General features: G+C 48.4%; 5 protein-coding genes. All 5 read left to right on the forward strand.

The annotated features are described in order from the left end of the window. The first annotated feature begins 113 nt into the window (after nt 1-113). Entirely contained in the window at nt 114-839 is a 726-nt protein-coding gene (gene pdhR, locus ABNS04_RS08075; RefSeq protein ID WP_272978335.1) for a pyruvate dehydrogenase complex transcriptional repressor PdhR, read from the forward strand. A 27-nt stretch (nt 840-866) separates the two neighbouring features. Continuing rightward, nucleotides 867-3,539, forward strand: coding sequence for a pyruvate dehydrogenase (acetyl-transferring), homodimeric type (gene aceE / locus ABNS04_RS08080; RefSeq protein ID WP_290613119.1), 2,673 nt, complete (start codon nt 867-869; stop codon nt 3,537-3,539). 11 nt (nt 3,540-3,550) lie between these two features. Further along, a complete protein-coding gene (gene aceF / locus ABNS04_RS08085; RefSeq protein ID WP_348671340.1) occupies nt 3,551-5,272 on the forward strand; it encodes a dihydrolipoyllysine-residue acetyltransferase in 1,722 nt (573 codons plus the stop codon). A 111-nt stretch (nt 5,273-5,383) separates the two neighbouring features. After that, a complete protein-coding gene (gene lpdA, locus ABNS04_RS08090) occupies nt 5,384-6,811 on the forward strand; it encodes a dihydrolipoyl dehydrogenase (RefSeq protein ID WP_287830969.1) in 1,428 nt (475 codons plus the stop codon). A gap of 145 nt (nt 6,812-6,956) precedes the next feature. Then, nucleotides 6,957-7,670, forward strand: a 714-nt coding sequence (locus tag ABNS04_RS08095) for a M13 family metallopeptidase N-terminal domain-containing protein (RefSeq protein WP_348671341.1), incomplete at its 3' end; no start/stop codon positions are given.

Here is a 7,670-nt window from a genome sequence, read left to right on the forward strand (position 1 = left end):
TGACCAGCTAAATTAATTTGGGGTTTACCGCTGAATGATTTAGAATATCGGGCAACTTTGGTCAGACCAATTTACCGAGGGTGGACAGCACATTGCCTTTTGAACGTATAAAAGTGGCGAAAATCTCCGATCAAATCGTTTCACAAATCGAGGCGATGATCGTTGATGGCCGTTTTGAAGCCGGTCAAAAGTTGCCCGCCGAGCGAGAGCTTGCGCAACAGTTCAGTGTTTCGCGGCAATCGTTGCGGGAAGCGATTCAAAAGCTCGAAGCGAAAGGTTTGTTAGAACGTCGCCACGGTGGTGGCACCTTTGTCACCGACAGTGTGAATGAGTCGGTGACAACGCCGTTGTTCGAGTTATTGGCAAAACACCCCGAATCACAATTCGACCTTCTCGAATTTCGTCATGCGCTGGAGGGCATTTCGTCGTTTTATGCCGCTTTACGAGGCACAGATGCCGATCTAGATCGTATCGAATTCAGTATCAATAGCATAATGGATTCACAAACGCGGGCTATCGACGAGCAAGTGCAGTCGCTCGTTAATTTCTATTTACGCATTGCTGAAGCATCACATAATGTGGTGCTTTTGCATGTGGTGCAGGGCATGCGCGAGCTCCTTGCAGAAAACATAAAGCAAAACTTAGAGGTGTTGGCTAACAATCCCTCGGTAGTGGAGCAGTTAAACCAACACCGTTTGCAAATTGCCAAGGCAATTATCAACGGTCAACCGGAGCAGGCACGAGATGCATGTCATCAACATTTGTCCTATATTGAACAGGCATTGATGGAGATGACGAAAGAACAATCTCGCATTCGGCGCTCGCTTCGTCGTTCCTGATTGAAACATTGAATGAAAGGAATAGCTATGAGTGAAGAAAACAAACAAGATGTTGACCAGCAAGAAACGCAGGAGTGGCTCGACGCCCTCGAAGGCGTTTTAGATGCCGAAGGTCCCGACCGTGCGCATTTCTTGTTGGAGCAACTGATTGACAAAGCGCGTCGTAACGGTGCGTATTTGCCTTATCGCCCAACCACTTCCTACTTAAATACTATTCCGGCAAGTCAGGAACCGACCATGCCGGGCAACCAAACCATGGAAGCACGCATTCGTTCAGCGATTCGCTGGAACGCCGCGATGATGGTTTTGCGTGCGTCACAGAAAGGTGAGGAACTGGGTGGTCACATTGCTAGCTTTGCGTCTTCAGCGATGCTGTATGATGTCGGCTTTAACCACTTCTTCCGCGCACCGAGTGAGGGCGACGGGGGTGACTTCCTATTTATTCAAGGACACGCATCGCCGGGTATTTATGGCCGCGCATTTATCGAAGGTCGCTTAACCCAAGAGCAACTGGATAACTTCCGCCAAGAAGTCGACGGCAAAGGCTTGCCTTCGTATCCGCACCCGAACTTGATGCCTGATTTTTGGCAATTCCCGACGGTATCAATGGGCTTGGGTCCAATTCAGGCGATCTACCTCGCCCGTTTCTTGAAGTATTTGACTGACCGTGGCATTAAAGACTGCTCAAACCAACGCGTGTATTGCTTTATGGGCGATGGTGAAACCGATGAGCCAGAAAGCTTGGGTGCGATTAGCCTGGCATCACGCGAAGGCTTAGATAACTTGACCTTTGTTATCAACTGTAACTTGCAACGCTTAGATGGTCCGGTGCGTGGTAACGGTAAAATTATCCAAGAGCTGGAAGGCACCTTCCGCGGTGCAGGTTGGGAAGTTATCAAGGTAATCTGGGGTCGCTACTGGGATCCACTACTTTATCGCGACACCGAAGGTAAGTTGCGCGAGTTGATGGAAGAAACCGTGGATGGTGACTACCAGAACTTTAAAGCAAAAGGTGGCGCATATACGCGTGAACATTTCTTCGGTAAATATCCAGAAACCGAAGAAATGGTTGCTAACTTATCGGATGAAGATATCTGGCGTCTAAACCGCGGCGGTCACGATCCCGTTAAGGTTTACTCGGCCTATCACAAAGCGGTGAACACCAAAGGACGTCCGCAAGTTATCTTAGCGAAGACCGTGAAAGGTTACGGCATGGGTGCGGCAGGCGAAGGTAAAAACATCGCCCACCAAGTTAAGAAAATGGATATGGATGCCATCAAGCATCTACGTGATCGCTTTAACATCCCGTTCAAAGATGAAGAGCTACAAGATCTGCCTTACTATAAGTTTGAGGAAGACAGTGAAGAGCTGAAGTACATGAACGAGCGTCGCGAGGCATTGGGCGGTTACATGCCGACTCGCCGTGCCGAGAGCGATGTTGAGCTTGAGCTACCGTCGTTGAAAGCGTTTGATGCGGTGCTGAAAGGCTCAGGCGACCGCGAAATTTCATCAACGATGGCGTTCGTCCGCGTACTGACGGCATTATTGAAAGATAAGAAAATCGGTAAGCGAGTCGTACCTATTATTCCTGACGAAGCACGTACTTTTGGTATGGAAGGCTTGTTCCGTCAAGTGGGCATTTATGCGCACCATGGTCAAAAATATACCCCGCAAGATGCCGATCAAGTGGCCTATTATCGTGAAGATAAGAAAGGTCAGGTTATTCAAGAAGGTATCAACGAGCTGGGCGCAATGGCGTCGTGGGTAGCGGCAGGTACAAGCTACTCACTTAACAATGAGCCGATGATTCCGTTTTACATCTATTACTCAATGTTTGGTTTCCAACGTGTGGGCGACTTAGTGTGGGCCGCTGGCGACAGCCAAACACGCGGTTTCTTGATTGGTGGTACAGCCGGTCGTACAACCCTGAATGGCGAAGGCTTGCAGCACCAAGATGGACACAGCCACATCTTGTTCGGTACTGTGCCTAACTGTATTACTTATGACCCAACCTACGGTTATGAGATTGCAGTGATCGTTCATGACGGTCTTAAGCGCATGTATGAAGATCAAGAGAACGTGTTCTATTACTTGACGGTAATGAACGAAAACTATCATCAGCCAGAAATGCCAGAAGGTGTCGAAGAAGGCATCTTACGTGGTATTTATAAGCTCGACGAGGTGAAAGCTAAGAAGAAAGCCAAAGCCGATGTTCAGTTGTTAGGTAGCGGCACGATCTTAGAGCAGGTGCGCAAAGCAGCTGACATCTTGGCAGAGGACTTCGATATCAACTCGACCGTGTACAGCGTAACCTCATTTAACGAGCTGGCGCGTGATGGTCTAGATGTTGAGCGTCACAATATGCTCAATGCTGATAAAGAGCCGAAAGAAGCCTTTATCACTAAGGCAATGAAAGATGCGAAAGGTCCAGCGGTTGCAGCGACGGATTACATGAAGTTATACGCTGATCAAGTGCGTCAGTGGGTGCCGACTTCGTATCGTGTCTTGGGTACCGATGGATTTGGTCGTTCGGACAGCCGTGCAAATCTGCGTAAGCACTTTGAAGTGGACGCTAACCACGTGGTGGTTGCTGCACTTAAAGAGCTTGTTGATGCCGGCGACATTGACGCAAAAGTGTTGAGCAAAGCGATCAAAGACTACGGTATTGACGTCGACAAACTTAACCCACGTAACGCATAAGGAGTATTGATATGGCGGATAAGATTGAACTCAAAGTCCCCGACGTGGGCGGAGAAGAAGTCGAAGTCATTGAGATCCTCGTCAGCGCAGGCGACACCATCGAGAAAGAAGATGGTGTTGTCACAGTCGAGAGTGACAAAGCTTCTATGGATATTCCCGCCTCTGAGGGCGGGAAAATCGTCGAGTTAAAAGTAAAAGAAGGCGACACCATTAAAGAAGGTGACGTCCTCGCTATCATCGAAGCGGCGAGTGATGACAGCGATGATGACAAAGCCGAAGATACGGCTGAAGAATCCTCTTCTGACGGCTCATCTTCTGACGCTTCGGACGACGATGACGATGCACAGGATGACCAGCAGCAGGAAGCAGCCAGTGGTGGCGAGAGCGAAGTCATTGACGTAGAAGTCCCTGATATTGGCGATGAAGAAGATGTCGAAATTATCGAGATCTTGGTCAACAAAGGTGATTCGGTCGAAAAAGAAGATGGCTTGATTACCTTAGAAACTGACAAAGCCACCATGGATGTGCCATGCCCCGAAGATGGCGAAGTGGAAGAAATGCTGGTCAAAGTCGGCGATAAAGTATCGCAAGGTTCTAAGATCGCGAAGTTGAAAGTCACGCGCAGTGGCGGTAGTTCGAGCTCAACCAAAGACGAGTCTAAATCAGCATCGAAATCCGAAGATAAGGCTCAGCAAGCACCCTCGAAGTCTGAGAGCGACGACAAAGAGTCCGCTAAGTCGAACTCTACGCCGACCAGCGAACGTCAGCCGCCTGTGCCGGATCATCCGACCGAGCGTAAAGATGGTTCACCGATTCATGCATCACCGGCCGTGCGTCGTGTTGCACGTGAATTTGGCGTCGACCTATCGCAAGTCAAAGGGACTGGGCCTAAGAGCCGTATCCTCAAAGAAGATGTGCAAGAGTACGTTAAGTACGAGTTGTCACGTCCGAAGGCAGTCGCTGGACAAACGTCCCAAGGCGGTGGTGGTCTGCAAGTAATTGATGGACCTAAAGTCGACTTCAGCAAATTCGGTGAAGTGGAAGAAGTTCAGTTATCGCGCATTCAGCGCAAGTCAGGTCCTAACCTGCATCGTAACTGGGTGACTATCCCACACGTGACGCAGTTTGATGAAGCGGATATCACTGAACTTGAGCGGTTCCGTAAATCGGAAAACGAAGTCGCTAAGAAGCAAGACCTGGGCTTTAAGATCACGCCATTGGTCTTCATCATGAAGGCCTGTGCGAAAGCATTGCGTGAATTCCCGAATTTCAACTCATCGTTGTCAGAGTCGGGTGAAGCCTTAATCATGAAGAAATACGTGCACATCGGTATTGCGGTGGACACGCCGAACGGTCTCGTTGTACCGGTCATCCGTGATGTCGATAAGAAAGGCATTTACGAGCTGTCAGAAGAGCTTGTTGATGTCAGTGCGCGTGCGCGTGACGGCAAGTTGAAAGCAGCCGATATGCAAGGCGGGTGTTTCTCAATCTCAAGCTTGGGCGGTATCGGTGGTACAGCATTTACACCGATCGTTAATGCACCAGAAGTGGCTATCTTAGGCGTATCCCGTAATGAGATGAAGCCGAAGTGGAACGGTAAAGAGTTTGAACCTAAACTCATGTTGCCGTTGTGTCTGTCTTACGATCACCGCGTGATCGATGGTGCAGATGCGGCGCGTTTCACAGCGTATTTGAGCCAAGTTTTAGGTGATATTCGTAAATTGGTGCTTTAAGCACCAATTTTACCGAGAAATACGATCTAAATGGCGTTACAATAACCGCACATTTAGCGTTGACGGACCTCGGTGGGTAGCTCAACCCGCCGTGAATAACAAGGGGTTATCATGAGCGACAAAATTAAAGCACAGGTAGTAGTGTTAGGTTCTGGCCCAGGTGGCTATTCAGCAGCATTCCGTGCAGCTGACCTTGGTTTAGAAACGGTTCTAGTTGAACGTTACAGCACCTTAGGGGGTGTTTGTTTGAACGTAGGCTGTATCCCTTCAAAAGCTTTGTTGCATTTAGCAAAGCACATTGAAGATGCCAAAGTATTGGCGAACGAGGGCGTCGAATTTGGCGAGCCTAAAATCGATCTAGACAAGATCCGTAAGCACAAAGAAAAAGTCGTGGGTCAATTGACTGGCGGTTTAGGTCAGATGTCTAAAATGCGTAAAGTGAAAGTCGTCAACGGTTACGGCAAATTCACGAGCAGCAACACGTTGAACGTAGAAGGTGAAGACGGCAACACCGAAATTGAGTTTGAAAACGCAATCATCGCAGCCGGTTCACAACCTATCAAATTGCCATTCATCCCACATGATGATGAGCGTATTTGGGACTCTACTGATGCACTTGAGCTGAAAGAAATTCCTGAAAAAATGCTTCTTCTAGGTGGTGGTATCATCGCACTAGAGATGGGTCAGGTGTATAGCTCATTAGGCTCAAAAGTTGATGTCGTTGAAATGACCGATCAGTTGGTACCGCCTGCTGACGCCGACATCATGAAGAGCTTCAACAAGCAAGTAAAAGGGCGTTTCGAAAACGTCATGCTTAGCACTAAAGCGACTAAAGTTGAGGCGAAGAAAGATGGTATCTATGTGACCTTCGAAGGTAAAGGTGCACCTGAGAAACCGGTTAAATATGACGTAGTCCTGACCGCAGTCGGCCGTGCGCCGAATGGTAAGAAGATCGACGCGGATAAAGCGGGCGTTAAGGTCACCGAGCAAGGCTTTATCGAAGTGGATAGCCAAATGCGTACTAACGTGGACAACATCTTCGCGATCGGCGATATCGTTGGTCAGCCGATGTTAGCGCACAAAGCCGTTCACGAGTCGCACGTAGCGGCTGAAGTGATTGCAGGCAAGAAACACTTCTTCGAACCGAAAGTGATTCCTTCGATCATGTATACCGATCCAGAAGTTGCATGGGCGGGTGTGACCGAGAAAGAAGCGAAAGAAAAAGGCATCGAGTATGAAGCAGTAACCTTCCCATGGTCTGCATCAGGTCGTGCTATCGCCTCGAACGCACAGCAAGGTATGACTAAGCTTATCTTTGATAAGAACAACCGTATCATCGGTGGTTCAATGTGCGGCTCTAACGCAGGTGAGTTGCTAGGCGAAGTTTGCTTGGCGATCGAAATGGGTTGTGATGCAGAAGATATCGCATTGACCGTTCATGCTCACCCAACCTTACATGAATCAATTGGCTTAGCTGCTGAAATTCAAGAAGGTTCAATCACTGATATGCCTAATCCGAAAGCGAAAAAGAAAAAGTAACTTTTCGTTTACGGTAAATTATCAGCAAAACGGCAACATTCATCGCGAATGTTGCCGTTTTTCTTTACTTGTCGCCTAATTTTGCGCTAATTTGTTCGAACTTGTAGATATGAGTCGACAAAAACTAAATAACAGGTGACAACCAATGAATAAATTAACTACCGTTGCTCTGAGTGTCTCTATGGCACTTGCGTTAGGCGCATGTTCGCCGCAACAAGAAGCGCAATCGGAACAGTCTAGCCAACAGAAGCCGGCAGCCGAAAAACAACAAGCACAACAGCTGACCTCGGGCATCGTACTTGAAAACTTTGACAAAAGTGCGCGTCCTCAAGATGACCTGAACCAGTACGTGAATGGCGCGTGGATGGAAAAAACTGAGATTCCAGACGACCGTTCTTCAGTCGGCTCTTTCTTTGATTTGCGTGAGCGCAATCAAGAGCGTTTACATAAAATCATCGAAAAATCAGCGAATATGGAAGCAGCAGCTGGCACCAACGAACGTAAAGTGGGTGATTTCTTCAACGCGTATATGGACGTTGAGACGTTGAATGAGCTCGGTGCCAAGCCAATCCAGTCGGATCTTGAGTCGATCAACGCGCTTGATAGCTACGAGTCCGTTGCTGAATACTTCGCACACATGAGCCGCATGAGCACGTCAATTCCGTTCGGCTTCTATGTCTATCCGGATGCAAAAGACCCACAAACTAACGCGATGTATGTATCGCAAAGTGGTCTTGGCTTGCCGGATCGTGAGTACTACTTAAGCGACGAAGACAAATTCAAGGAATTCCGCACCGCGTATGTTGAGTACATCAGCGATGTGATGGAAATGGCTGGCGTTGACAATGCCAAAGCGGCG

Source organism: uncultured Idiomarina sp., from assembly GCF_964010655.1.
Classification (GTDB): domain Bacteria; phylum Pseudomonadota; class Gammaproteobacteria; order Enterobacterales; family Alteromonadaceae; genus Idiomarina; species Idiomarina baltica.